The following is a 22,910-nucleotide window of genomic DNA, read 5'->3' on the forward strand; positions in this document are numbered from 1 at the left end:
ATATATTTTCCTTTTCAGACTTTATAAGTTTTGTACGTCTGCATGTTAGGTAAGAGGTCTAACCAGTTGGTTTAAGTGTAATCAAAATATTAAGGAAATGTAAAACATAAGATTGGATAAAAAGTGATCTAAGTAGAGTTAAAATTCTAAAGTTGAGATTTGAGTGATGGTTTCATGAGCAAGTTGACAAGTTTATTACCATCACTAATCTAAATCTGTTGGTTCACTATCGACACTAATTCTCGTTTGTGGGTAAACTCAGAGTAATCAAACCCGAGTTCCGGTTTATGAAATGTCCGATACCAAATTGGTATCAGAACAATTTGCTCAGTGAGTCAAGAGCTGACTGAAGCCGAAATAATAAAGAGAACGTCTTATGTACCATGATCTGATTAGAAGTGAATTAAACGAAGCTGCTGAAGTGCTCAACAAATTTTTAAGCGATGACCATAACATTGCGCAAATCGAAGCAGCGGCGAAAATGATTGCTGACTCATTCAAGCAAGATGGTAAAGTATTGTCGTGTGGTAACGGTGGTTCTCACTGTGATTCAATGCACTTTGCCGAAGAGCTAACAGGCCGTTACCGAGAAAATCGTCCTGGCTATGCTGGTATTGCTATTTCAGATCCAAGCCACCTTTCTTGTGTGAGTAATGACTTTGGTTATGACTTCGTGTTTTCACGTTATGTAGAAGCGGTTGGTCGAAAAGGTGACGTACTGTTTGGTCTGTCGACTTCAGGTAACTCAGGTAACATCCTGAAAGCGATTGAAGCAGCACAAGCGAAAGGCATGAAGACGATTGCGCTAACAGGTAAAGATGGCGGCAAAATGGCAGGCCTTGCAGATATTGAAATCCGCGTGCCACACTTTGGTTATGCAGACCGCATTCAGGAAATTCATATTAAGATTATTCATATCATCATTCAGTTGATCGAAAAAGAGATGGAATAATCGTTTACGGCCACCGTTTCGAGCTGTGTTGTTAGGGAGTTTTTTAAACCATGTGTGAATTGCTCGGTATGAGCGCTAATGTTCCAACGGATATTTGTTTCAGTTTTACTGGGCTCATGCAGCGTGGAGGTCGAACCGGCCCACACCGTGACGGATGGGGGATCACCTTCTACGAAGGGAAGGGCTTTCGAACCTTCAAAGATCCCAAGCCAAGTTGTGAGTCTAAAATTGCAGAGTTGGTACAAAATTATCCCATCAAAAGTCGTGCGGTCGTTAGTCATATCCGACAGGCGAATCGTGGTGGTGTTAATTTAGAAAATACTCATCCCTTTACACGTGAGCTGTGGGGTAGGTATTGGACGTTTGCGCATAACGGTCAGCTCTCTGGCTATCAAGACTTGCATACAGGTCGACATCGACCTGTCGGTGAAACAGATAGTGAACTGGCATTTTGCTGGTTATTGAAGCAAATGGAAGATCGATATCCTGAGCCACCAAAGGATATGGAGTCGGTATTCTTATATGTTGCTAAATGTTGTGATGAGCTAAGAGAGAAGGGTGTATTTAACATGCTTCTGAGTGATGGTGAGTATGTAATGACGTATTGCACCAATCATTTGTATTGGATCACAAGACGCGCACCGTTTGGAAAAGCCGCGTTGCTTGATGAAGATGTGGAAATTAACTTCCAAGAAGAAACAACGCCACACGATATCGTTTCTGTGATCGCAACTCAACCTTTGACGGGCAACGAAGCTTGGCAGCGTATGAAACCTGGCGAATACGGCTTGTTTCACCTAGGTGAACTAGTCAAAAATAATGCCTCTGAACTGGTAAATGTGCCGTTTGCGGCGGCTAAGCCGGGCAATCAAGCGCCAACCGAACCGTTAGAGTGATGGTCTCTTACTCTGAATATAAAAATAAAGCTCGCTTAATCGCGAGCTTTATTTTTATGCGTTTTAAACCGAGGGCGGATACGGATGAGCATTCTTACTTTCTAGAGTGCTGGTAGTAGAGTCCTAGTCTCGCTAAGGCTTGCTGTAAAGACGTAACTGATAGAAATTTCTCATAAAACACCTCGTCAGTCTGAACGGTGAAGAACGAACCAGATTCAGAATCTACTTTCCGAGTGTTATGTTACTCAAGTGGTTATGGGATTTTTTAGAATGTTGGGTTTTAGGTTTCTAGTCTCACCATGGTTTTCTTGAATCAAGTTTATAAGTATTAAAACAACCAAGAGCAGCCCTCAGGCTGCTCTTTTGTGCTTGGAGTTTATTATTCAGGGCTACTCATCTGAGGCGTACCCATGTACGCCAAGCTCTGCGCCATCTAAATAGGCTTTACCATCCTTCATGATCAACCGCTCGTCTACCAGCCACTTAGCCACCATAGGGTAGATTCGGTGCTCCTGCGCCTGAACACGTGCCGCAAGTACACTAGCATCATCGTCTTCGAACACAGGAACTTTTGCTTGCAGTATGACAGGGCCACCATCAAGCTCTTCCGTTACAAAGTGCACACTCGTACCATGTTCTTTATCGCCAGCATCAATTGCTCTCTGGTGTGTGTGTAGCCCAGGATATTTTGGTAGAAGAGAAGGGTGGATATTGATCATCTTACCCATGTAATGAGAAACAAATGCGCTGCTCAGAATGCGCATGTAACCAGCAAGAATAATCACGTCTGGTTGGTATTCATCTATTTGACTCATTAGCTCTGCATCAAAGCTTTCACGCGAGCTGAATGCTTTAGGGTCGACAAAGTGACCGTCTACATCAAACTTTTTTGCACGTTCTAAACCAAAAGCATCTGCTTTGTTAGAGAACACGGCTGCCACTCGTGCGTTTGGCATGCTGTCTTCGCAAGCTTCCAAGATAGCTTGCAGGTTACTTCCGTTACCCGAGATGAGGACCACAAAGTTTTTTAGGGTATGGTTTTTCATGATGTCGAGAGCGCCTTGGTATTGTAGGTTGGAGTTATGTAGCTTCTAAACTACCTACTAATAGAATGGTTTTTAGTGTTCTAGATAGCAAAATGAGGACCTAGTCATCTAGTGTCCTCATTCTTCTTATCTTTTGAGCTCGATTTGCAAATTATTGGATTTCAACTTGCTCTTCGTTCGCGTCTGCTTGTGCGATTTGACCAATCACCCACGCGTTTTCGCCTTCTTCTTTAAGAAGAGCAACTGCTGCGTCTGCCTGGTCTTTCGGTAGTGCGACGATTAGACCTACACCACAGTTGAATGTGCGGTACATTTCGTGTGTGTCGACGTTGCCTTTCTCTTGTAGCCACTTGAAGATAACTGGCCATTCCCAACTGTTACCATCGATAACTGCTTTCGTGCCTTCAGGCAGTACGCGTGGGATGTTTTCCCAGAAACCACCACCAGTGATATGAGAAATCGCATGGATGTCGTGTTTCTCAATCATCTTAAGTGCTGACTTGATGTAAATTTTTGTTGGTTCTAGTAGGTGCTCACCAATAGTGCGGCCTGCTAGCTCTTCGCTCTTATCTGCACCAGATACTTCTAGGATCTTACGGATAAGGGAGTAACCGTTTGAGTGTGGGCCGCTTGAGCCAACAGCGATAAGTGCATCACCAGCAGCGACTTTCGTGCCGTCAATCACGTCTTCTTTTTCTACTACGCCAACACAGAAACCAGCTACGTCGTAGTCTTCGCCTTCATACATGCCCGGCATCTCCGCAGTTTCGCCACCAATTAGGGCACAACCTGCTTGAACACACCCTGCTGCGATACCTGAAATAACATCCGCTGCGGTATCAACGTCTAGTTTGCCTGTTGCGTAGTAATCTAGGAAAAACAGTGGCTCTGCGCCTTGCACGATAAGATCATTTACACACATTGCCACTAGGTCGATGCCAATCGTGTCGTGCTTGTTCATATCCAGTGCTAGGCGAAGTTTTGTGCCAACGCCATCAGTACCAGAAACCAGTACAGGTTGTTTGTATTTAGTTGGCAATTCGCATAGCGCGCCAAAACCACCGATACCACCCATAACTTCAGGGCGACGAGTGCGTTTTACCGCACCCTTAATACGATCCACAAGCGCGTTGCCTGCATCAATATCTACACCAGCGTCTTTATAGCTAAGAGAAGAGTTGTTACCACTCACAGGGAAGTCCTCGGTATTAAGTTGGATATGAAAACGGCGCTATTCTAACAGTGCTTAAACATAGATAGCAAACGTTTGCGTCTGTTTTTTTCTTTAGTGATTTATCCTGATATCCCTGTGAAAATCATGTATAATCTGAAGGTTTGTTTAAATATTGCCAACTATAGCCGGAGATGGACATGAAAGTTGTTGAAGTAAAGCACCCTCTAGTAAAACATAAAATTGGTCTAATGAGAGAAGGTGACATCAGCACAAAACGTTTTCGTGAGTTAGCGACTGAGGTCGGTAGCCTACTTACTTACGAAGCAACGTCAGACTTTGAAACAGAAAAAGTGACCATTGATGGTTGGAACGGTCCGGTAGAAGTAGACCAGATTAAAGGTAAAAAAGTAACCGTAGTGCCAATCCTACGTGCAGGTCTAGGCATGATGGATGGAGTTCTTGAGCACATGCCAAGCGCACGTATCAGTGTTGTGGGTATTTACCGTGATGAAGAAACGCTTGAGCCAGTTCCTTACTTCAACAAGCTTGCTTCAAACATCGAGGAGCGTATTGCGCTTGTTGTTGACCCAATGCTTGCAACAGGTGGTTCTATGATTGCTACGATCGATCTCCTAAAAGAGAAAGGTTGTAACCAAATCAAAGTGCTAGTACTTGTTGCTGCACCAGAAGGTATTGAAGCGCTAGAAAAAGCACACCCAGATGTTGAGCTATACACTGCGGCAATCGATGAGAAGCTTAATGACAAAGGCTACATCGTTCCGGGTCTAGGCGATGCAGGTGATAAGATCTTCGGTACTAAGTAATTCTTTGATGTATTACTATGACTGAACAGAAAAAGGCTTGGTGAAAACCAAGCCTTTTTTGTATCTACAAGAGGAGAAGAGTAAGACACGCCAACTAATAAAGCGGCGCAAACGAACTATTTCGCGCTTTCTTCTTCCATTTGTGCGTTATCCACAAGGTGGTTTTCACCTAAATCGTTTGGTAGCACAAGGTTAAGAATAATTGCCACGATACCGCATAGGCTCACACCTTGTAGACTGAACTCACCAATACCGAAGGCCATACCACCAATGCCAAACACAAGGGTTACGGCAACAATCACTAGATTACGAGACTTATGTAAATCAACGTTATTCTTGATCAGTGTGTTGAGGCCTACCGTTGCGATAGAGCCGAACAGCAGAATCATGATACCGCCCATGACAGGTACTGGAATCGTTTGAAGAACCGCACCTAGCTTACCTACCAATGCAAGTACGATTGCGGTGATTGCTGCCCAAGTCATGATCACAGGGTTAAATGCTTTGGTTAGCATTACCGCTCCTGTTACTTCACTGTAAGTGGTGTTTGGTGGAGCACCCACCATCGAAGCTGCGATAGTTGCCACCCCGTCACCTGCGATTGTGCGATGAAGGCCTGGTTTTTTCAGGTAGTTTTTACCTGTAACGTTTGAGATGGCAAGCATGTCACCTACGTGCTCAACCGCAGGTGCGATAGCGACAGGAATCATGAACAAAATTGCGTTGATATTGAACTCTGGCGCGGTGAAGTTTGGCATGGCTAGCCAAGCCGCTTGTTCTACGGGAGTGAAATCAACCACCCCGTAGAATAGAGAAACAGAGTAACCAGCAAGAATACCACCAACAATAGGAACGAGCTTCAAAAAGCCTTTTGCAAAAACGCTGAGTACAATGGTTGTGAGCAGTGAGACCGCCGAGATAATGATCGCAGCATCACCATTAACTAGCTGTGCAGCTCCATCACCAGTTTTACCTACCGCCATGTTCACTGCTGTTGGGGCAAGGCCAAGGCCGATAACCATGATCACAGGGCCAACGACAACGGGCGGGAGAATTTTATGGATAAATCCAACACCACGCACTTTGATCATCGCCCCTAGAGCCACATAAACTAAGCCAGCTGCCATCAAGCCGCCCATCGTTGCACCGATACCCCAAGTTTGGATACCGAACATAATAGGAGCAATAAACGCAAAAGAAGAGGCAAGGAAGATGGGAACAGAACGTTTAGTCATTAATTGGAAGAGGAGGGTACCGACACCGGCACCAAAGAGGGCTACGTTTGGATCAAGGCCAGTTAGGAGCGGCACAAGCACCAAAGCACCAAAAGCGACAAAGAGCATTTGAGCGCCTTGTAACGCGTTTTTCATAATAATTCCCTATTTTCAAGATACGCAGACAAATCCGGCGAATACTATCATCCTGCAATCGTTTGCAATGTTGCATAGATCAAACTTTCGATTGAATTTTTCCCATAAATAGCACTTTTGAGAGTTGCTTGCTTGCAAATTGTCCTCTTTTACGTGCCTTGCGTGAAGATGAAAAATGGACAGCCTAACTTGTTGAGATAGCTTAATAAGCAATGAGTTTATTATAAAAAATAGCACTGAAGTGCTGGTTGAGGCCCGAGTTAACAAAGCTGGTCATAATACAGACAATTTACTCAGTACTTGCCTTGCTCAAGATTTGATAGTTGCTTATTATTCGGGTTCTTGTTCAGAGGATTATAAAAACTATGCGCTATTTAGCTCTCTTACTGATAGGTTGGTTGTCCCTACCAGTATATGCATTAACTCAGGTGGATATCTATCGTGCCGAAGTGGTTATCGACAGTGAGCAGAACGACGGTGAGTCTTTGGCTCGTCAACAAGGTATGCAGGATGTGATTGTTCGAGCGACCGGTTCTCAATCCTCTTTAAGCAATCCAGTGATTAAAAAGGCACTTAGCTCAAGTGCGCGTTACATTTCTCAACTAAGCTATGGGCAGGTTGATGGAAAAGCGAGCTTAAAAATGTTGTTTAACAACGACCAAATCAGCTCTCTTTTAACACAAGCACAATTGCCATCTTGGTCGCCAAATCGTGCCAATATTTTAGTTTGGATGGTTGAAGAACAGGGTTACGATCGTAACATTGCGTGGGAGCATTCTGAATCTTCAAATGTTGCAGCACTTCGTAGCGCAGCGAAATTAAGAGGCCTACCAATCACTATCCCGGTTGGGGATTTTGATGATGTAACCGGTGTTAATGTCTCTGATCTTTGGGGCGGCTTTATTGAGCCAATTGGTCAAGCCAGCCAGCGCTACCCAGCTGACGCCGTTTTGGTTGTACGGGCTCAAGGTGAACAAATTCGTTGGACACTCTACGACCAGTCGCCAACGAGAATTGTAGAAGCGCAACGTTCTCCGCGTAGCGGGTCTGTATCAGGTGCTAATGCTATTGCAGAAATGGTGGATGGCATCGCAGACTACTATGCAAGTAAGAGTGCAGTTGTGGTTTCAGGAAAGTCTTCAAAAGCGCTAGCAGTGAAAGTCCTTAATGTAACCTCTGCCACGGACTTCTTCCGTTTAGAGAATGCGTTAAAACAACTTAATTCGGTTGCGGGTACAGAGATTAAGCGTGTTCAAGGGGACGAGTTAACGCTCAACATCCACCTTTTGGCATCACAACAAGCTTTTGAGAAAGAAGCTTCTTCTATTTCTCAATTAATGGTTTTTGAAGATCCTTTAGGTGAAGTTGATGCCCCAGCTTCAACTCAAGAAGAAGAGCCATTGGTTCAGAGTAATGAAGCAAAAGACGCCGCGACGCCAAAAGAAGCGCAGCCTGAAGTACCAGTAGATATTGTGGCAGAAGCAAGTGACGAAACACAGCCAACTCAGCCAATGATTGTGGAGCCGGCCCGAGAACAGTATGACTTGATCTACGAGTGGCGCTCGGCATCGTAATCTCCTTGGTAGCGTTCCAGGCGTGAAACGCAAGGATCAAAGACCAATGTGGTAAGCATAAAAAAGAGTCGCAATAGCGACTCTTTTTGTTTTCTAAATTCGTATTCGAACCAATGATCAGTGATTGACTGCAATTGGCGTTATTTATTGAATTTCGCTTTTTCTTCTTTTTCTACTTGAGAGAGGCGTTTCAACTTAAGACCTAGCTCTTTGCCTCTCGCTCTAGCAAACAAAATATTGCCAGCGAAACCGAGTGAAGTCAGTATCAGTTCCACTGCCGCAAGCCAGCGTTCACCCCCATCCACATAAAGGATGGTCAGCGCATGCAAGAAATACAGCATAAGAACAAAGTTAGCCCAAGCATGAGTGTAAGGCTTACCAGCTAAAATACCAGGCAACGGAAGTAGTAGCGGAATACACCAAGCAATAGCAAGTGTTGTGCTGCTGAGGTGGGGATGAGGGGATAACGCAAGCTGCCAAATAGCGACCCAGGCTAATAAGGCTAAGTTGCCAAATAAAGCCAGGTAACGATACGTTTTAGCCTGTGTACCGAGTGGTGTTTGGTCTAAAGAGTCAGACATCGATTAACTATCCTTGATTTTACTAACAGACTTTTAGTTTTAACGCTGCAGTTGCCAGCCTTTTGCCTAATTGTTGTGCCAGGCGAATCTCTTCACTGCTTAGGGTTGCCTCATGGCCTACACTGCTGGCGCCATACGGAGTGCCTCCGGACTGCGTAGTGTGTAACTCTGGCTCGGAATAAGGAATGCCCAAAACCATCATCCCGTGATGCAATAAAGGGGTCATCATGCTTTGTAACGTTGTTTCTTGACCACCATGCATCGAGGACGAAGAGGTAAAGACACAAGCAGGCTTATCGATTAAGTCACCACTGACCCATAAAGATGTAGTCTGATCCCAGAAGTGCTTTAAAGGCGCAGCCATGTTGCCAAACCAGACGGGACTGCCAAACGCTAGACCGTCGCACGTTTTTAGTTCCTCTAGAGTAACAATTGGATCAGAAGGGGAGTGTGAGTGAGGTGACAATTCTTCAACTGTACGCAAAATTGCTTGGCATTGAGGAGTCGATTCGACTCCTCTTGCTATTTGTCTTGCCAGCTGTTTTGTCGAGCCATGACGGCTGAAATACAAAATAAGGATCTGGCAATCCATTTATAAAATATCCAACACTTGCTCTGGTGGGCGACCAATTTTTGCTTTGCCGTTAGCAACGACAACCGGACGCTCAAACAACTTTGGATTCTTCGCCATTGCTTCGAATAATTGCTCATCGCTGACGGAGTCTTCGCCTAAGCCAAGCTCTTTATATTCACTTTCTTTAGTGCGCATCATTTCACGTACAGATGAAAAGCCAAGCTGGGCGTACAGCGCTTTTAGTTCATCCACGTTAAGTGGTGTGTCTAGGTATTTGACGACTTCCGGTGTAACACCATTTTGCTCAAGCAGTTCAAGTGTTTGACGGCTCTTTGAGCAACGAGGGTTGTGATAAATCACGACTGACATGGTTTTCTCCATTTCGTTATTGTAATGCCATGAATCGATCTCTTTGGATCATGAGTTGGTCGATACGGGCATCGTATCGCGCTTGCTCTAAGCTGCCCAACTTGGCCATTTTACTTGCTTCACTATAATATTGAATCGCTTTATTCCAATTTGCTCGCAATGCCAAAATTTCTGCTCGAGCAGCCAACTCTTCATCGCTACGCCCCAGCGCGTGGTAGCTCTTCGATATTAGGTGCCAGCCATTTGTATCTTCAGGATAGTCATGAGTGTATCTTTGAAGAACTCGCGTGGCTTGATCGTTTTTATTGTCCTCAAGTAGCGCATTGGCGTAGTTAATGGTCAATACTTTATTTTGAGGGTTACGAGATAACGCTTTGCGGAGCATCTCGGTTGCTTTTTCTGGCTGCTTCTTCTCGATATATAAATCCGTCATAGCGTCCAAGTAAAACGGGTTACTTGGGTCTTGTTCCAGTAACTTTTTCAAAATTGGTTCCGCTTGAGATAGGCGTTTATTGTCTAAATGCACGAGTGCTCGACCATAATCAAAAGCAGGTGTAATGTCCGCAGAGGCTTTCTTTTGAGTTCGCTCAAACCAGCTCAGGGCGGCTTGTCCATCAATGCCAGCGTAACGAGCCACAATGCGCGCGCGAGCTAGATGATAGTCTATTGAAGGCACAACACGCATTGGAGGATAGGTTCTTGCTCGCGCACGGCTATCGGTAATTCGATCTTCAGGCAGAGGGTGAGTCAGGAGCATTGGTGGCGGTTTACTCGCATAACGATACTCATCAGCAAGACGGCCAAAAAACCTTGGCATTGCTTGAACATCAAAACCGGCTTTTGCTAGTGTCGAAATACCAAAGCGATCCGCTTCTTTTTCGTTTGCACGAGTGTAGTTGATTTGACTTTGCATGTTGCCCGCGGTTGCTGCTGTAATTGCAGCCATCCCCGCTTCGGGTGAGGCAATTGAAAGTAGTAGTGCCCCCGCAAGTGCGGCTAATGTGGCCGGAGAGCGACGCGCTTGTTCTTCCATACTCCGAGCAAGGTGACGTTGTGTGACGTGCGCTATCTCGTGAGCGACAACAGAGGCCAGCTCACTTTCTGAACGAGCATGAAGAAACAACCCAGAATGCAGCGCTACATAGCCACCAAAAAACGCGAATGCGTTGATATTACGGTCGCGAATCATAAAGAAGTGGAACGGCGTTTTTACATCATTCGCATTGGCCACTAATTTGTGCCCAAGAGAGTCAATATATTCATTGATGACAGGGTCATTAACGATAGGTTTACTGGCTCTGAGCATACGCATATAGGCGTCGCCATAAATCAACTCTTGGTCTATTGAAAGCGTGCCACCAGCAGCTGTGCCAATGTCTGGCAAGTCAATGCTATTGGCATAAGTTGTCGGCGAACTGATGGCAGCAGCAAGACATAAGCAAACTAGCGAGCGAGTGCGTTTTAACATACGTTTACAAGGTTCTCCAAAATACATAAGCATGTGGTTACAGGTCGAGAGCCTATTAACAGCGCCACATACGTTTTGGTTATCCGTGAGGATATAAGCTAACAGTAAGACCGGAAATAAATGAATTGGTTTCGTAAATTATTTTATATCCGAGCTATTTCAGCATGTGGTTAAATCATGTCAGAAGTGCTAGCACCAGCTCAAAAAGCCGTTACAATACAACCCTATCATAAGTGCAGAGCAATACAATGGAATCCATGTTACTTGATTTGCGTGAGCAACGTTGTCCTATGGCACTGTTACTTGCAAAGCGTCATGCTGCTGAGGTCTTTCAAGGAGAAGCAAAGCAGTATCATCAACTTGTCATTCAAGTGGTGGACAACAGCTCTAAACGAGACATTGTGAACTATCTTAGTGCCCAAGGGTACTCGGTTGATTGCCAATCTACATCAGAGCACTACACATTGACTGTCTTCAATAAGGAATCCGCATAAGATGTTTGAAATGGTTAGTCGTTGGTATAAACGACGTTTCTCTGACCCTCACGCAGTAAGTCTCGTCGCGATCTTGCTGTTTGGCTTTATCACCATTTACTTCTTTGGACACTTGATTGCGCCATTACTTGTCGCGATCGTTTTGGCTTATCTACTTGAATGGCCAGTTGTCAAAATGTGTCGTATGGGCGTGCCGCGCACTTTGTCGGTTATTATCGTGATCTTGGTCTTTGTCGGGTTAATGTTAATTGCGTTGTTTGGCTTGGTTCCGACGATTTGGACTCAGGTCGGTAATCTAATTAACGATATTCCGAACATGTACAACGGGCTACAAAAGTTTATTGTCACATTGCCAGAGCGCCATCCTGAACTAGCCAATTTAGAAATAGTAGAAACCGTGGTGACGAACGCCAAAAACCAAGCACTGGGGCTGGGTGAAAGTGTCGTCAAAGGGTCGCTTGCTTCATTAGTTAGCATTGCAACGCTAGCGGTATATTTGATCTTAGTGCCACTCCTTATCTTCTTTTTGCTTAAAGATAAAGAAGAAATGCTGCGAATCGCAAGCGGTATTCTGCCGAAAAACCGTAAATTGGCGAATAAAGTTTGGCATGAAATGAACGAGCAGATATCAAATTACATTCGCGGTAAAGTGTTAGAGATTTTAATCGTGGGCGGTGTGAGCTACGTAACTTTTGCCCTTTTAGATCTTCGTTACTCGGCGTTGCTTGCCGTAGCCGTTGGTCTATCGGTTTTGATTCCTTATATCGGTGCGGCGGCTGTTACTGTGCCTGTTGCCATCGTTGGTTTGTTTCAATGGGGTTTAACGCCTCCGTTTTATTGGTTGTTGCTTGCTTACGGTATTATCCAGGCGCTTGATGGTAATGTCTTGGTTCCTGTTCTGTTTTCCGAGGCAGTAAACTTACACCCAGTTGCTATCATTGTGGCTGTATTAGTCTTTGGTGGGCTGTGGGGTTTTTGGGGGGTGTTCTTTGCCATTCCTTTAGCGACATTAGTCAAAGCCGTTTGGCATGCATTACCAAGCACGGAAGAAAACGAACCTGTCGAACAAGAGTAGTTGTTACCAAAGGTATGATGGTTAAAAGAAAGCCCAGCAGTTTGCTGGGCTTTTTGTTTGTAGAAAAACAATAGCGTTTAAGCGTTTTCGTTTAAGTAGTTTAATACGACTTCGTGGTGATCTTTGGTTTTGAACTTGTTGAACACATGTTCGATCACGCCTTCTTCATTGATCAGAAAGCTAATGCGGTGAAGACCGTCGTATACTTTGCCCATGAATTTCTTTTCGCCCCAAACGCCGAACTGGTCAGCAACGGCATGGTCTTCATCAGAAAGCAGAGTGAAGTTTAAATCATCGCGCTCGATGAACTTGCCTAGACGCTTTACAGGGTCGATGCTTACGCCGAGTACCACCACGTTATGTGCATCGAGTTCAGCTTTGATGTCACGAAGGCCTTTTGCTTGTGTAGTACAACCCGGCGTCATCGCCTTAGGGTAAAAGTAGAAAAGTACTTTCTTGCCTTTAAAGTCTTCAAGAGAAACGGTATTTCCGTCTTGGTCGAGCAAAGAGAAGGCTGGCGCTGGCGAGCCTGCTGTCAGCGTATTCATTTTGATTTCCTTTACTTTATAGTGTGTTTTTAATGAAATTCAGAGAACCTTGTACGTTGAGCGACTTACAAAGTTCATCGAAGTCTTCTTGTAACTGCATCAAATTAAAATCCGCGCTTACAGATGCAGTAATCGCAATGTGAAACTGGTCAGAATCGAGTTGAATTTTCGACTTGCTGATGGTTTGCGCGCTAAGAGAGTCTAAACCAATCTGCTGATCAGCGAAGAACTTAGTAAATTTTTCAGTTAACCCAGGGCGGTCTTCAGACTCAATAAACACTTCCATGGTGTAGCTGTTATCGAGCAGTTCGTGCGCCGCTGTGCGTTTCATGATCGTAATAAGGTCATGTTCTTGGCCAAGCAGGGGCAATTGTGTTTCAACTCGAGTCACGTTGCTGGCGTTCCCAGTCAGGAGCATGATCAGCGTAAATTCGCTGCCAAAGATAGCGATACGGCTATCGACTATGTTACAACCAGCTTGAGTAACGAGCTGTACGACTTGGTTACAAATGCCTGGACGGTCCGTTCCAACTGCTGTAAGTACCAGATGTTGCTTCATAAATGAGCTTCTTGTCCTTTCTTCAATAGAGAGATGTTAGCACAGATATTGCGAAGAAATATCGAGCCAGTTCTTTTTTAGTCCATAAAAAAGCAGTCGGAGCTTGAGGGGAGTGGTGGGAAATAAACAGTAAATGCAGGCTATAGGATAAACAAAACGTTTGCATGATGTGCTTGCCTATTGTCTGGCCGTTTTATTCACTTAGATCTGACTTGGCTAACAAGACCAAAGAGTATATTTTCCTTGCTTGTGCTCTTCAGTATTTTCCAAATCACTGATAGATTCTAAAGTCACTCGAAAGCCCAACACGATTATCAATATTGCCGTTAATCAAACCAAATAGAGCAATTAAGTTGCTAGACCTCTAACAACTGGTAATTATTCATTCATTTGTACTTTGTAAGCGAGTTTACGCTCTTGTGTTTTTCAATCGCATTACAGTACCATGCAGAAAGAGTTAAATGAGGGAGATAAACATGTTTTCAGGAAGTATCGTAGCGCTGATTACGCCATTCAAAGCAGATGGCGAAGTAGACTTTGACGGTCTGCAAAAGCTAGTAGAGTACCACGTTGAAGCGGGTACAGACGGTATTGTGGCAGTAGGCACAACAGGTGAGTCAGCGACACTGACCATTGAAGAGCATGTAAAGGTCGTTAATAAAACTGTTGAGTTTGCCGACGGTCGCATCCCTGTGATTGCTGGCACGGGTGCAAATGCAACCCATGAGGCAGTAACATTTAGCAAATTACTGGCTGATTCTGGTATTGCTGGCTTCCTGAGTGTGACACCGTATTACAACAAACCAACTCAAGAGGGTTTGTTTCTACATTACAAGGCAATTGCCGAAGCGAGTGATGTGCCTCTAATTTTGTACAACGTACCAGGCCGTACTGCTGTTGATATGCAGCCAGAAACAGTGGCACGCTTGTCAAAGCTTGATAATATCGTAGCTCTAAAAGATGCAACGGGTGATTTGGAACGAATTGCAATTCATCGTGAACTTTGTGGCGAAGATTTTATCTTACTAAGTGGCGATGATGCGACAGGGCTGGATTTTGTGAAACTTGGCGGCAATGGTGTTATCTCGGTAACGAACAATATTGCAGCTAAAGACATGGCAGACATGTTCCATTTGGCAAGTGAAGGTAAGTACGAAGAAGCAGAAGCGATTAACCAACGCTTGATGACTCTACATAAAAACCTTTTCATCGAAGCAAGCCCTATCCCAGTAAAATGGGCAGCGCAAAAGCTTGGTTTGATTGAAGAAGGTGGTTTGCGTCTTCCTTTAACTACGCTTTCTGAAAAATCGCAGCCGATCGTCGAGCAGGCGCTAACAGACGCCCATATTTATTAAGATTGAGCTATTAAGATTGAGTTACTAGGATTGAAGTTCATACTGGGGGCCAAAGCGCCCTCGGTGTTTTAGGAGTATAGATGAAGCTTTCAAGCCAGTTAGTGTTAAGTTCATTAGCTGTATTCGTATTGACTGCCTGTTCAGGTGGTGCCAATCAACGTCGTCAAGCAAAAGATGACTTCGAGTATTTGAACTCCCCAAATTTGGGTGAGTGGAATGTCCCACAGGGTGCACAGCCTCAGTTTTACCCTAACTACGAGATCCCTCAGGGTAACTACGCTGGTGGTGTAGGTAAAGATGTCGACATTCGTCCACCTCAACAAGTCCTAGAGCTTATTCCCGGTGCACGTTTGGACCGCAGTAGTGATGGTGAAGTGACACTTTGGCTACTTCGTAAAGATGAACTAGATAAAGTTTGGCAAACGGTGCAAAACATGGTCGCGGCTAACGAGATTCCAGTTGAAAGCCAAACAGACTCTCGCATCGAGACAGGATGGGTGACTTGGGATTCGCCAGATGAAGAGCTAGAAATTGGCAGCCGATATGAAATCGTACGCGCTGAAGCAAATGGTCGACACGGCTTTAAGGTGAGCCTTATTGACTGGCGTGAAGGCAATCAAGTGAAAGAAGTAACGGCGACCAACCGTGAGCGCTACAATGTATTCATGACGAACTTGGTCACCGCTCGCTACGACCAAGAAGTGCGTGAAGAAGCACAGCGTAAAGCGCAAGAGTTGGTTAAACAGATCCCAATCACAATGGGTAAAGACCGCAGCGGACTTCCTGTGATTATCGCGCGTGCGCAATACAACATGCTTTGGCAACGTTTGCCTAATATTCTACCTAAGATGGGCTTTAAGATTGAAGAGCGTAGCCAGTCTCAGGGTACAATCACTGCGAAATATGCGTCTCCGGATGATGAATTCTGGAACGATATCGGCGTTAAACCAGTGGAGTTAGCCGCTGGGAAGTACACATTCTTACTTGGTGATTTAGGCAACCGTACGTCTATCAATATCACCGACTCCTCTGGCAAGCCAGTAGAAGAAGAGTTTTTGAAATCACTAGCGCCTGTATTGGCTGCAACAGTGAAGCAGTAAACAAAGCGAGCTTAACGCGGCGTGTTTACTTAATGATAGAAAAGGGACCTAGTGGTCCCTTTTTTGATGTTTAGATTAAATGTGTCGAGATGAAGCTGGTGAGTAACTAACGAGGCTCGTTTTTGTTTTTATCTTCTTCAGCGTAGCGCTGTTTATCCAATGTGTTCAGCTTATCTAAATCGTTCTTACGGCTTTTATCCATCTGACCAAACTTCATTTTTGCGGTATATTTGAGTGCGGCAATATTACCAATGACCACGCTCAACACTACAATAATAATGACCCAAGGATTGGTTAGTATTTCTATCATAGAGCCTCCGGCGGCGTGATATTGTGAATAAATTTGGCAACGACGTTATCCAAATTATTCAGTATGACGTCAATCCCTGCAATGTTGTCGGTCTGATTTTGTTTAATCAACTGGCTTCTGAGTACATCAAGCGTCAACTGCTCGAGGCATTGCTGCCCGACAGCGCGGTGACTAATGTGCCAAGGCTCAATCGAAACGCCACCTAAATCATGCTGATAAGGAAAGAAGAAACCGAACCGACCAAGGTTGGCTTTTAACCATTGGTAGAACGCCTGCTGGTGGCCTTCAAGATACTCCCAAGGTTCCAACTTGAGTTTGGTGTCAGCAGGCAATAAATTGCGCGCATAGACATCAAAATCACAACCCCAATGATGACGACTTCCTCCGGGCAATGCCGACCAGCGCAAAATGGCCATCAATTTCTCTTCGTCATTTAACTCTGCTTTATTCAAAGGGCGGGAGTTGATGTCGAGAATTGGCAACTCACCAGAAAACTTCCCGTTCCAGATGGCTTTTTGGCGATTAAAGTCACGAAAACCACTGGCGATTTCCATTTTGAAACCTGCTTCGGTTGCGGCATTAATCATCTTCAATAAGTCATTGACTACTTTAGGGTGAAGCATAAATGCCTTTTGCCCCACTAGTGTGGATTGAAGATGGGAATCAGTGATTCCGGTGAGTTGCTCTGATGTCATTGTGTTCTCGCTGATTACTTCGCCAATAGGTGTTTCAACGTGTTTTCGTACATGTCCGTCAACTTTTCAAGATCGTCGACTTTCACACACTCGTTCACTTTATGAATCGTAGCGTTAACAGGGCCTAACTCTACGACTTGACCTCCCATTCGAGCAATAAAACGACCATCAGAAGTACCGCCAGTTGTAAGTAGCTCTGGCTTCGTATCATTGACTTCGGCCACAGCAGCTACAACCGCGTCTAGCAGTGCGCCTGTATCGGTCAGGAATGGGTCTCCGTTGAATGTCCATTTTAGGTCGTAGTCCAGCTCATGCTTGTCCAATGTTTCGGTAACACGCTGAACAATTGCGTCATTGTTAAGCTCAGTACTAAAACGTAGGTTGAACTGAACATGGAACTCGCCAGGAATAACGTTAGACGCACCAGTGCCAGCCGATACATTCGGGATCTGGAAACTAGTCGGTGGGAAGTAATCATTCCCTTTATCCCATTCTGTCGTCGCGAGTTCATGAATCGCGAGTAGAGACTCGTGCACTGGATTGCTGGCTAGGTGAGGGTAGGCCACGTGACCTTGTGTTCCTTTTACCGTTAAATCACCAGTGATGGATCCACGGCGTCCATTTTTCACTACATCGCCAACCACGTCGGTGCTGGATGGTTCACCAACAACACACATATCGATGTTCTCACCACGTTCCATCAACGTTTCTACAACGCGAACGGTACCATTGATAAATGGCCCTTCTTCATCTGACGTAATCAAAAAGCCAATTGAGCCTTTGTGGTCTGGGTTTTCTTCAATGAAGCGTTCGACAGCAACGACCATAGCAGCTAGCGACCCTTTCATGTCAGCTGCGCCGCGGCCATGCAAGTAACCATCAATAATGGTCGGTTCAAACGGATGTGTATTCCAGTGTTCCAATTTGCCAGCTGGTACCACATCGGTGTGGCCAGCAAACGCAAATAGCGGCGCTTCTGAACCACGTCGAGCCCAGAAGTTCGTGGTGTCTTCAAATACCATCACTTCAATTTCAAACCCGAGTGCTTTTAAGCGCTCGATCATCAAATCCTGACAACCTGCGTCTTCCGGCGTTTCGGACTGTCTACTGATCAGATCTTTAGCAAGTGCCAATACTGGACTGTCTGTCATCCTTGAGTATTCCTTTATTTAAGAGTTGAAAATGCTAGCGTATTGATCAGCTTTAAAACCGATATGAAGTTGATCATTCACTTTTAAAATTGGGCGTTTAATCATCGCAGGGTTTTCTACCAAAAGAGCGATGGCGTTTTCCTCGTTAAGTGTGTCTTTCTGCTCTTGCGCTAATTGGCGGTAGGTTGTGCCACGTTTATTGAGCACCTGTTCCCAACCTAAAGCGCGACAAAATTCACTTACCATTTCTGCATCAATGCCTTGCTTACGGTAGTCATGGAAGTCGTAAGCTATATCCTCGGCTTCTAACCATTTCTTGGCTTTTTTGATCGTATCGCAGTTGGGAATACCAAACATGGTAATCGACATAGTGTTTCCTTTTTCTTTGTTCTATTTTTCACTGGCGCGGTTAAGACGCACTTAAGTGAATTGGGCTGTTAAAGCATCCTATCAAGAAGCAATCAAACTGACAAAATGCGGTGGAAAATATTTTCAGATAGATTGAGATAACTAATGTCACATAACTTATTTACGATGAATGCGCTATAAATCGAATAAAAATTCGTCTAAATCAAATGGAAAAGTCGAGTTATTGATCAAACGCAACACCTCGCTGAGCAAAAACGAAATAATGAATCAGCACAATTTTAGGAGGTGTCAATGGAATTGAGTCCTGTTTTTGCAAGGCGGCTATATTTGGCCTTGTTGGTGGAAAACCTAGAAAGGCCGAATGTGCCAAAGTTGATCGAAAAAACGGGGTGGCCTCGTCGTACTATTCAAGATGTACTCAAGGCGTTACCTGGGATCGGCATTGAACTCATATTCGTTCAAGATGGCCGACGTCATAATGACGGCTATTATCAACTTTCAGATTGGGGGCCTTTTGATAGCCAATGGGTTCTAGAGCGGGAGAGAGATATCGCTAGCAGTCTTGGATTTCGTGCATAAGCCAGCAATTGCTGGCTTTTTTCATATTCAGGCCTCATCCATTGCAGCGGTAGGCGGAACCCAGCACGCTAAATGAAGTGATAAAATCTTGTGGGGAAACCATAAAAACGGTGTCCGCATCGATAGCCGCTGCATTGTTTTTTAAATCGTTCATCGCGCCTTGCATCATCGCGTCATTAGTCATGAAAATGTAGTTATACCAATGGCCTTCACTTCCGGTGACTTCGCCTTTGTATTCGCATCGCTCAGGGTCGAATTGCGCGTCAATGCGAATATGAACATCTTGACTTTGAGCATGAGTAAGGTGAGAAGGCATCGTGCAACCCGTTAGAAGCACGACAAAAAGTCCAAGTAACAGGCGTTTCATTAGTTATTTCCCCAATACTATGTAAGCAGCAAAGCCAATCCAGCTCAGGACAAGTAGTGTCCAAGGCAGTTTGCTTGATGAATGGTTTGGCGCATCGTCGGTGATATTGTCTTGTTCGATAATCTCTTCATGCTGACGTTGTTTTTCACGTTGCTGTTTTTTCTTCGCTTTATCGGCTTGGCGGTTGCGCTCTTTTTGTTGTTTCTTATATTGCGCGATGCCTTTTTCGATACCTTGAGCGATGAGCTTGGTTTGCTCTTTGGTTTGGCCGGGCTTTTGCGTGGATTTAGCAATTCTCATCGCTTCGGCTTGTGTTTCTTGAGAAGGCACAGGGGTGGCTGGAGTTCTTTTTTTCATGTTTCTCATCAACGTCGCTGTAAATCTTTGTTTAGTTTACCTGTGTAAGGTGCTGAAATGAACTTCAGTTCTCATCTTTGTTGGCTTGCAACTCTGAAACGATAGGTTAAAGTGGCGTTTTATCACATAAAGAAGAAGATGTTGTGCGCTATTCGTTTGACCAATATGACGCTCATGGATTTTTAAAGGCGCCGATCATTTTATGGGTGGGATGGATGTTTCTTGTGCGTTCATGGGTGGTGTTTGCCATGGCTGGTGTAAGTCGTGATAGTGGCAGCAAGCTACTCGCTATTGTTTACCCAGATTCAAGTACGTTGTATTTAGGTTTGGCGATGGGCATTCCAAGTTTGCTTCTTATGTGGTTAATGGGGCTTCGTCATCCCGACAGAGGATGGGTAAACAGAATTACTCGCTATGGTCGCGAGATCACTTTGATCTTGTGCGGTATTCAACTTGCTCAGACCATGTATCATGTGTACCTAGAACATGGAGTGTTTAATTGGGCAAACGCCCTTACCATTACCTTATTAGCTTGGTTTATGATCTATCTTCTAAATGGAAGATGGGTAAAAGACTGTTTTCATGTGCCACAATTGGCGCACGATGAACAGCAGCATTCAAAGAATTAAAAACAATAACTTCCCACTCTGGGGCAAAGTAATAGAGGAAACCTCAATGTCACAAGCTCAAACGGCGATCGTGCCAGAAGCCGGGCCATTTGCACTGTACACTCAACTCAAAGTGAACCAAAACCGTGAAAACGTATTAGAAAAACTGAAAGCACTGCCAAAGTTGGTGGAAGAGTTAAACATTACCCAGCCGGGTGCAGCGCTGACGCTTTCTATCGCATTCACAAAATCGTTTTGGGAACACCTTAATGTAGACGCGCCAGAAGAGCTTATTGATTTTACTCAACTTGGCGAAGGGGACATCGTAGCGCCTGCATCGGATGTCGATGTACTGATTCACTGTCACTCGACTCGTCACGACTTGCATTTTTACGTGTTGCGTAAGTTCCTAGAAGAGACGGCACAAGATGTCACCATTGTGGACGAAACATATGGGTACCGTTACCTTGATGCTCGTGATATGACAGACTTCATTGATGGCACAGAAAACCCGAAAGGGGAGGCTCGCGCTGATGTGGCTCTAGTAAAAGAGGGCCCATTTGCTGGAGGCAGTTATGTTATGGCTCAGCGCTTTGAACATAACCTTGCCGCTTGGAATCGATTGAATGTCAAAGCGCAAGAAAAAGTGATTGGTCGTACCAAGCCAGACTCTATCGAGCTAGAAGACGTTCCTGCTGCATCACACGTTGGTCGAGTTGATATCAAAGAAGAAGGTAAAGGTTTGAAGATTGTTCGCCACAGCTTACCATACGGGACGGTGACAGGGCCTCATGGCCTGCTGTTTATTTCTTACTGCAATACACTTCATAACATTAAAGTGATGCTAGAAAGTATGTACGGCGTGACAGATGGTAAAACAGACCAAATGCTTCGTTTCACAACAGCGGTAACTGGTGCGTACTTCTTCGCGCCTTCGCAAGAAATGCTCGCAGAGCTAGCCATCAAGTAAGTTGTCAGACTTTATTTCTTAAGCCCTCCAATGGAGGGCTTTTGTTTTCTATTTCTATTCCAATCTCTTTTCAAAAAACACTAAACTTTTCTGTTACTTGGTCGATAAGTACTCAAAGCCTTAATTTTAGGACTCTTTATTCGTGGCGATCACCGTTAATACCAATGTTGCAGCACTTGTCGCACAGCGTCACTTGACCAGTGCAACTGACATGCTGAACCAATCCATGGAGCGTTTGTCTTCAGGGAAGCGTATTAACAGCGCAAAGGATGACGCTGCGGGTCTGCAAATCTCCAAGCGCTTGCAATCGCAAATGCGTGGTTTAGATGTTGCGGTTCGCAACGCGAATGACGGCATTTCCATCATGCAAACTGCGGAAGGCGCGATGAATGAGGTGACCAATATCATGCAACGTATGCGTGATTTGTCGCTACAGTCAGCCAATGGTTCAAACAGCAAAGCGGAGCGCACTGCACTGCAAGAAGAAGTGTCTGCTTTAAATGATGAGTTAAGTCGTATTGCAGAAACCACATCTTTTGGTGGACGTAAATTGCTGAATGGCACATTCGGTACATCGTCTTTTCAAATCGGAGCAACGGCTGGTGAAGCGGTACAAATTGGCCTGCGGACCATGCAGCCGGAATCTTTAGGTAGCTTTTCAATGAGCTCATATCAAAGAGTCAGTTCAGATTGGACGGTTCAAAACGGAAATAATGAAATTGTTATCAGCTACCGTGATAACAATTTTGAAGAGCAGGAGATCCGTATTGAAGCTAAAGCTGGCGACGATATAGAAGAACTCGCGACTTACATTAATGGGCAAACCGATAAAGTGAAAGCGTCTGTTAATGAGGAGGGGCAACTGCAGTTACTCATGTCCCACAAGGACGCCATAAAATACCCTGGACCAACCTTCAGTGGTGGCCTGGCTGATGAGTTAGAACTTGGCAAGTATGTCACCGTAAATAGAACGGTAGATAGTATTGATATTAGCACGGTCGGTGGCGCTCAGATGGCGGTCGGAATTTTAGATGATGCTTTGAAAACGGTAGATGGCAGTCGTGCGGAGTTAGGCGCGTATCAAAACCGCTTTAATCACGCGATCAATAATCTCGATAACATCCACGAAAACTTAGCCGCTTCCAACAGTCGTATCCAAGACACTGACTACGCGAAAGAAACCACGCAAATGGTGAAGCAGCAGATTTTGCAGCAGGTCAGTACTTCTATTCTTGCACAAGCAAAACAAGCGCCCAACCTAGCATTAACTTTACTTGGCTGATGAACGGCCTTGCCCGAATTTAACGTAAAACCTGTCTGTATCGACAATTCGAAAAGAAGCTTTAGCGAAAAATGAAAGTTTTTTGCTTTTTTATCCGCTTTGTCACGATTACCCCTCCAAACGAATTATTTTCAAAAAAATCCAAAATTTTCTCTAAAGAAAACAGGGCATGCGCCGTTAATAAAAGTAACTTTGAGAGAACTACTTGGTTTTCCGAGACGTCGGAAACCGCTACACCGGAAAATCAATTGGAGAAATCACCA

Annotated in this window: 27 protein-coding genes and 1 pseudogene; 13 read left to right on the forward strand and 15 right to left on the reverse strand. The window is 44.7% G+C overall.

The window, feature by feature from the left end:
* The first annotated feature begins 376 nt into the window (after nt 1–376).
* Nucleotides 377–952: a D-sedoheptulose 7-phosphate isomerase gene (gene lpcA, locus R7Z50_RS12310; protein WP_005380392.1), complete on the forward strand. Its 576-nt coding sequence runs from the start codon at nt 377–379 to the stop codon at nt 950–952.
* 50 nt (nt 953–1,002) lie between these two features.
* Nucleotides 1,003–1,848, forward strand: a complete 846-nt coding sequence (locus R7Z50_RS12315) for a class II glutamine amidotransferase (RefSeq protein WP_005380394.1) — start codon at nt 1,003–1,005, stop codon at nt 1,846–1,848.
* 389 nt (nt 1,849–2,237) lie between these two features.
* On the opposite strand, the gene purN is transcribed toward R7Z50_RS12315, so the two are convergent.
* Together purN and purM are read right to left on the reverse strand one after the other, a co-directional pair.
* Nucleotides 2,238–2,894 carry a phosphoribosylglycinamide formyltransferase gene (gene purN / locus R7Z50_RS12320; RefSeq protein ID WP_025768256.1) on the reverse strand — a complete coding sequence of 219 codons (657 nt, stop codon included), beginning with the start codon at nt 2,892–2,894 and terminating at the stop codon, nt 2,238–2,240.
* Between the two features lie 151 nt (nt 2,895–3,045).
* Nucleotides 3,046–4,086: a phosphoribosylformylglycinamidine cyclo-ligase gene (gene purM / locus R7Z50_RS12325; RefSeq protein WP_318149105.1), complete on the reverse strand. Its 1,041-nt coding sequence runs from the start codon at nt 4,084–4,086 to the stop codon at nt 3,046–3,048.
* Nucleotides 4,087–4,265: 179 nt separating this feature from the next.
* On the opposite strand from purM, the gene upp reads away from it, so the two are divergent.
* Entirely contained in the window at nt 4,266–4,892 is a 627-nt protein-coding gene (gene upp / locus R7Z50_RS12330) for a uracil phosphoribosyltransferase (protein WP_005380401.1), read from the forward strand.
* 116 nt (nt 4,893–5,008) lie between these two features.
* Here upp and R7Z50_RS12335 read toward each other — a convergent pair whose 3' ends face one another.
* Nucleotides 5,009–6,262 (reverse strand): uracil-xanthine permease family protein, encoded by a 1,254-nt coding sequence (locus R7Z50_RS12335; RefSeq protein WP_005394341.1) that lies wholly within the window; start codon nt 6,260–6,262, stop codon nt 5,009–5,011.
* A gap of 365 nt (nt 6,263–6,627) precedes the next feature.
* On the opposite strand from R7Z50_RS12335, the gene R7Z50_RS12340 reads away from it, so the two are divergent.
* On the forward strand, nt 6,628–7,836 hold the full coding sequence (locus R7Z50_RS12340; protein ID WP_005380405.1) for a DUF2066 domain-containing protein: 1,209 nt from the start codon (nt 6,628–6,630) through the stop codon (nt 7,834–7,836).
* A gap of 140 nt (nt 7,837–7,976) precedes the next feature.
* On the opposite strand, the gene R7Z50_RS12345 is transcribed toward R7Z50_RS12340, so the two are convergent.
* The 4 genes from R7Z50_RS12345 to R7Z50_RS12360 are packed head-to-tail and all read right to left on the reverse strand — an operon-like array spanning nt 7,977 to nt 10,828.
* Nucleotides 7,977–8,417 (reverse strand): DUF2069 domain-containing protein, encoded by a 441-nt coding sequence (locus R7Z50_RS12345; RefSeq protein ID WP_005380407.1) that lies wholly within the window; start codon nt 8,415–8,417, stop codon nt 7,977–7,979.
* Between the two features lie 22 nt (nt 8,418–8,439).
* Nucleotides 8,440–9,009, reverse strand: coding sequence for an NAD(P)H:quinone oxidoreductase (gene wrbA / locus R7Z50_RS12350; RefSeq protein WP_005380409.1), 570 nt, complete (start codon nt 9,007–9,009; stop codon nt 8,440–8,442).
* A complete protein-coding gene (arsC, locus tag R7Z50_RS12355) occupies nt 9,010–9,360 on the reverse strand; it encodes an arsenate reductase (glutaredoxin) (protein WP_005380410.1) in 351 nt (116 codons plus the stop codon).
* 16 nt (nt 9,361–9,376) lie between these two features.
* Entirely contained in the window at nt 9,377–10,828 is a 1,452-nt protein-coding gene (locus tag R7Z50_RS12360; protein WP_005394337.1) for a tetratricopeptide repeat protein, read from the reverse strand.
* Nucleotides 10,829–11,085: 257 nt separating this feature from the next.
* On the opposite strand from R7Z50_RS12360, the gene R7Z50_RS12365 reads away from it, so the two are divergent.
* The gene (locus R7Z50_RS12365; RefSeq protein ID WP_005380414.1) at nt 11,086–11,322 is read left to right on the forward strand and encodes a sulfurtransferase TusA family protein; all 237 of its coding nucleotides are present in this window, start codon (nt 11,086–11,088) and stop codon (nt 11,320–11,322) included.
* A gap of 1 nt (nt 11,323) precedes the next feature.
* Complete coding sequence (locus tag R7Z50_RS12370; RefSeq protein ID WP_005389843.1) at nt 11,324–12,397, forward strand: AI-2E family transporter; 1,074 nt, start codon at nt 11,324–11,326, stop codon at nt 12,395–12,397.
* A gap of 77 nt (nt 12,398–12,474) precedes the next feature.
* On the opposite strand, the gene bcp is transcribed toward R7Z50_RS12370, so the two are convergent.
* Nucleotides 12,475–12,945, reverse strand: a complete 471-nt coding sequence (gene bcp, locus R7Z50_RS12375) for a thioredoxin-dependent thiol peroxidase (protein ID WP_005380418.1) — start codon at nt 12,943–12,945, stop codon at nt 12,475–12,477.
* A 16-nt stretch (nt 12,946–12,961) separates the two neighbouring features.
* The gene (locus R7Z50_RS12380; protein WP_318149106.1) at nt 12,962–13,504 is read right to left on the reverse strand and encodes a glycine cleavage system protein R; all 543 of its coding nucleotides are present in this window, start codon (nt 13,502–13,504) and stop codon (nt 12,962–12,964) included.
* Between the two features lie 476 nt (nt 13,505–13,980).
* Here R7Z50_RS12380 and dapA point away from each other — a divergent pair, with 476 nt between their 5' ends.
* Both dapA and bamC read left to right on the forward strand, forming a co-directional pair.
* A complete protein-coding gene (gene dapA, locus R7Z50_RS12385; protein ID WP_005380422.1) occupies nt 13,981–14,859 on the forward strand; it encodes a 4-hydroxy-tetrahydrodipicolinate synthase in 879 nt (292 codons plus the stop codon).
* Between the two features lie 80 nt (nt 14,860–14,939).
* Nucleotides 14,940–15,959, forward strand: coding sequence for an outer membrane protein assembly factor BamC (bamC, locus tag R7Z50_RS12390; protein ID WP_005380424.1), 1,020 nt, complete (start codon nt 14,940–14,942; stop codon nt 15,957–15,959).
* A gap of 106 nt (nt 15,960–16,065) precedes the next feature.
* Here the strand turns inward: bamC and R7Z50_RS12395 are convergent, their stop codons facing one another.
* The 4 genes from R7Z50_RS12395 to R7Z50_RS12410 are packed head-to-tail and all read right to left on the reverse strand — an operon-like array spanning nt 16,066 to nt 18,484.
* Complete coding sequence (locus R7Z50_RS12395) at nt 16,066–16,269, reverse strand: DUF2897 family protein (RefSeq protein WP_005380425.1); 204 nt, start codon at nt 16,267–16,269, stop codon at nt 16,066–16,068.
* Entirely contained in the window at nt 16,266–16,964 is a 699-nt protein-coding gene (locus tag R7Z50_RS12400) for a M15 family metallopeptidase (protein ID WP_031780393.1), read from the reverse strand. The genes R7Z50_RS12395 and R7Z50_RS12400 overlap by 4 nt, the downstream gene beginning before the upstream one ends.
* A 14-nt stretch (nt 16,965–16,978) precedes the next feature.
* On the reverse strand, nt 16,979–18,115 hold the full coding sequence (gene dapE / locus R7Z50_RS12405) for a succinyl-diaminopimelate desuccinylase (RefSeq protein ID WP_318149107.1): 1,137 nt from the start codon (nt 18,113–18,115) through the stop codon (nt 16,979–16,981).
* A gap of 18 nt (nt 18,116–18,133) precedes the next feature.
* Nucleotides 18,134–18,484, reverse strand: a complete 351-nt coding sequence (locus R7Z50_RS12410; protein ID WP_005380431.1) for an ArsC family reductase — start codon at nt 18,482–18,484, stop codon at nt 18,134–18,136.
* A 291-nt stretch (nt 18,485–18,775) separates the two neighbouring features.
* Here R7Z50_RS12410 and R7Z50_RS12415 point away from each other — a divergent pair, with 291 nt between their 5' ends.
* Nucleotides 18,776–19,063 (forward strand): winged helix-turn-helix domain-containing protein, encoded by a 288-nt coding sequence (locus R7Z50_RS12415; RefSeq protein WP_005380433.1) that lies wholly within the window; start codon nt 18,776–18,778, stop codon nt 19,061–19,063.
* A 34-nt stretch (nt 19,064–19,097) separates the two neighbouring features.
* Here the strand turns inward: R7Z50_RS12415 and R7Z50_RS12420 are convergent, their stop codons facing one another.
* Nucleotides 19,098–19,430, reverse strand: a complete 333-nt coding sequence (locus R7Z50_RS12420; RefSeq protein WP_005380435.1) for a DUF4156 domain-containing protein — start codon at nt 19,428–19,430, stop codon at nt 19,098–19,100.
* A gap of 3 nt (nt 19,431–19,433) precedes the next feature.
* On the reverse strand, nt 19,434–19,787 hold the full coding sequence (locus tag R7Z50_RS12425) for a DUF2956 domain-containing protein (RefSeq protein ID WP_005380437.1): 354 nt from the start codon (nt 19,785–19,787) through the stop codon (nt 19,434–19,436).
* Nucleotides 19,788–19,930: 143 nt separating this feature from the next.
* Here R7Z50_RS12425 and R7Z50_RS12430 point away from each other — a divergent pair, with 143 nt between their 5' ends.
* The 4 genes and pseudogenes from R7Z50_RS12430 to R7Z50_RS12445 all read left to right on the forward strand — a co-directional run.
* A complete protein-coding gene (locus tag R7Z50_RS12430; RefSeq protein WP_025768263.1) occupies nt 19,931–20,416 on the forward strand; it encodes a DUF2919 domain-containing protein in 486 nt (161 codons plus the stop codon).
* 46 nt (nt 20,417–20,462) lie between these two features.
* Nucleotides 20,463–21,365, forward strand: a complete 903-nt coding sequence (locus R7Z50_RS12435; RefSeq protein ID WP_005394322.1) for a Dyp-type peroxidase — start codon at nt 20,463–20,465, stop codon at nt 21,363–21,365.
* 142 nt (nt 21,366–21,507) lie between these two features.
* Nucleotides 21,508–22,647, forward strand: a complete 1,140-nt coding sequence (locus tag R7Z50_RS12440) for a flagellin (RefSeq protein WP_005394321.1) — start codon at nt 21,508–21,510, stop codon at nt 22,645–22,647.
* A gap of 71 nt (nt 22,648–22,718) precedes the next feature.
* Nucleotides 22,719–22,910, forward strand: a pseudogene (locus R7Z50_RS12445) (hypothetical protein); the annotation flags it as partial.

It is taken from the genome of Vibrio sp. 1249-1 (assembly GCF_033340495.1).

Excerpts from the sequence above, each read along its gene's own strand:
- lpcA (WP_005380392.1), top strand. The coding sequence starts at position 377 with ATGTACCATGATCTGATTAGAAGTGAATTAAACGAAGCTGCTGAAGTG.
- R7Z50_RS12315 (WP_005380394.1), top strand. The coding sequence starts at position 1,003 with ATGTGTGAATTGCTCGGTATGAGCGCTAATGTTCCAACGGATATTTGT.
- purN (WP_025768256.1), bottom strand. The coding sequence starts at position 2,894 with ATGAAAAACCATACCCTAAAAAACTTTGTGGTCCTCATCTCGGGTAAC.
- upp (WP_005380401.1), top strand. The coding sequence starts at position 4,266 with ATGAAAGTTGTTGAAGTAAAGCACCCTCTAGTAAAACATAAAATTGGT.
- R7Z50_RS12335 (WP_005394341.1), bottom strand. The coding sequence starts at position 6,262 with ATGAAAAACGCGTTACAAGGCGCTCAAATGCTCTTTGTCGCTTTTGGT.
- R7Z50_RS12340 (WP_005380405.1), top strand. The coding sequence starts at position 6,628 with ATGCGCTATTTAGCTCTCTTACTGATAGGTTGGTTGTCCCTACCAGTA.
- R7Z50_RS12345 (WP_005380407.1), bottom strand. The coding sequence starts at position 8,417 with ATGTCTGACTCTTTAGACCAAACACCACTCGGTACACAGGCTAAAACG.
- wrbA (WP_005380409.1), bottom strand. The coding sequence starts at position 9,009 with ATGGATTGCCAGATCCTTATTTTGTATTTCAGCCGTCATGGCTCGACA.
- arsC (WP_005380410.1), bottom strand. The coding sequence starts at position 9,360 with ATGTCAGTCGTGATTTATCACAACCCTCGTTGCTCAAAGAGCCGTCAA.
- R7Z50_RS12360 (WP_005394337.1), bottom strand. The coding sequence starts at position 10,828 with ATGTTAAAACGCACTCGCTCGCTAGTTTGCTTATGTCTTGCTGCTGCC.
- R7Z50_RS12365 (WP_005380414.1), top strand. The coding sequence starts at position 11,086 with ATGTTACTTGATTTGCGTGAGCAACGTTGTCCTATGGCACTGTTACTT.
- R7Z50_RS12370 (WP_005389843.1), top strand. The coding sequence starts at position 11,324 with ATGTTTGAAATGGTTAGTCGTTGGTATAAACGACGTTTCTCTGACCCT.
- bcp (WP_005380418.1), bottom strand. The coding sequence starts at position 12,945 with ATGAATACGCTGACAGCAGGCTCGCCAGCGCCAGCCTTCTCTTTGCTC.
- R7Z50_RS12380 (WP_318149106.1), bottom strand. The coding sequence starts at position 13,504 with ATGAAGCAACATCTGGTACTTACAGCAGTTGGAACGGACCGTCCAGGC.
- dapA (WP_005380422.1), top strand. The coding sequence starts at position 13,981 with ATGTTTTCAGGAAGTATCGTAGCGCTGATTACGCCATTCAAAGCAGAT.
- bamC (WP_005380424.1), top strand. The coding sequence starts at position 14,940 with ATGAAGCTTTCAAGCCAGTTAGTGTTAAGTTCATTAGCTGTATTCGTA.
- R7Z50_RS12395 (WP_005380425.1), bottom strand. The coding sequence starts at position 16,269 with ATGATAGAAATACTAACCAATCCTTGGGTCATTATTATTGTAGTGTTG.
- R7Z50_RS12400 (WP_031780393.1), bottom strand. The coding sequence starts at position 16,964 with ATGACATCAGAGCAACTCACCGGAATCACTGATTCCCATCTTCAATCC.
- dapE (WP_318149107.1), bottom strand. The coding sequence starts at position 18,115 with ATGACAGACAGTCCAGTATTGGCACTTGCTAAAGATCTGATCAGTAGA.
- R7Z50_RS12410 (WP_005380431.1), bottom strand. The coding sequence starts at position 18,484 with ATGTCGATTACCATGTTTGGTATTCCCAACTGCGATACGATCAAAAAA.
- R7Z50_RS12415 (WP_005380433.1), top strand. The coding sequence starts at position 18,776 with ATGGAATTGAGTCCTGTTTTTGCAAGGCGGCTATATTTGGCCTTGTTG.
- R7Z50_RS12420 (WP_005380435.1), bottom strand. The coding sequence starts at position 19,430 with ATGAAACGCCTGTTACTTGGACTTTTTGTCGTGCTTCTAACGGGTTGC.
- R7Z50_RS12425 (WP_005380437.1), bottom strand. The coding sequence starts at position 19,787 with ATGAAAAAAAGAACTCCAGCCACCCCTGTGCCTTCTCAAGAAACACAA.
- R7Z50_RS12435 (WP_005394322.1), top strand. The coding sequence starts at position 20,463 with ATGTCACAAGCTCAAACGGCGATCGTGCCAGAAGCCGGGCCATTTGCA.